Source organism: Cellulomonas septica (assembly GCF_012396155.1).
GTDB lineage: Bacteria > Actinomycetota > Actinomycetes > Actinomycetales > Cellulomonadaceae > Cellulomonas > Cellulomonas septica.
Genome location: NZ_JAAXOY010000888.1, coordinates 1 through 1104, shown reverse-complemented (window position 1 = coordinate 1104; position 1104 = coordinate 1). Strand labels below are relative to the sequence as shown.

General features: G+C 75.4%; 1 protein-coding gene. It reads left to right on the top strand.

Features of this window, described 5'->3' with window-relative positions:
* Positions 1-1104, top strand: a 1104-nt coding sequence (locus HGA02_RS20040; RefSeq protein ID WP_210728858.1) for a proline dehydrogenase family protein, incomplete at both ends; no start/stop codon positions are given.

Below are 1104 nucleotides of genomic sequence, written 5' to 3'. Positions count from 1 at the left end.
CATCGCGCGCGTGCCCCTCGCGTCCGGCCTGCTGTCCGGCAAGTACGACGAGCACACGACGTTCGCCGCCGACGACCACCGGAGCTTCAACCTCAACCTGCTCGGCGAGGCCGTGCTGGGCGAGCACGAGGCCGCCGCGCGGCTGGCCCGCGTCCGGGCGCTCGTCGAGCGCGACGACGTCGACTACGTGTCCGTCAAGGTGTCCGCCGTCGCGAGCCAGCTGTCCACCTGGGACACCGAGGGCAGCGCCGACCGTGTCGTCGAGCGCCTCCTGCCGCTCTACGAGGCGGCCGCGGAGCACGGCACGTTCGTCAACCTCGACATGGAGGAGTACCGGGACCTCGCGCTGACCGTGCAGGTCTTCGAGCAGCTCGCCGCGCACCCGCCGCTGCGCGGTGCGTCGTCCGGCATCGCCCTGCAGGCCTACCTGCCCGACGCCGCCGACGCGTACGACGAGATCGCCGGCATCGCCGCCCGGCGGGTCGACGCCGGGGGAGCGCGGCTCAAGGTCCGGCTGGTCAAGGGCGCGAACCTCGCGATGGAACGCGTCGAGGCCGAGCTGCACGGCTGGGAGCAGGCGCCGTACCCGTCGAAGGCGCTCGTCGACGCCGCCTACCTGCGGCTCGTGGACCGCGCGCTCGACCCGTCCCGCACGCGCGCGCTGCGCGTCGGCGTCGCGAGCCACAACGTCTACCACGTCGCCGTCGCCCACCTGCTGGCCCAGGCGCGCGGCGTCTCCGAGGCGCTCGACGTCGAGATGCTGCAGGGCATGGCGCCCGCGCAGGCCCGCGCCGTGCGCGACGACGTCGGCAGCGTCCTGCTCTACACGCCCGTCGTCGCCCGCAGCGAGTTCGACGTCGCCGTCTCCTACCTCGTGCGACGCCTCGAGGAGAACGCCGCGGGGGAGAACTTCCTGCACGCCGCGTTCGCCGGCGGCGACGACGCGATGGACGCGCAGGAGGCGGCGTTCCGCGCTGCGTGGGCGGGTCGCGACAGGCCGAGCACGGCGCCCCGACGCGTCGCCCGGCCCCCGTCGCACGACGCGCGCCCGGACGCGGAGCCCGTGGCCGGACCGCACGGCGGCCGAGCCGGCGCCGATCGGGG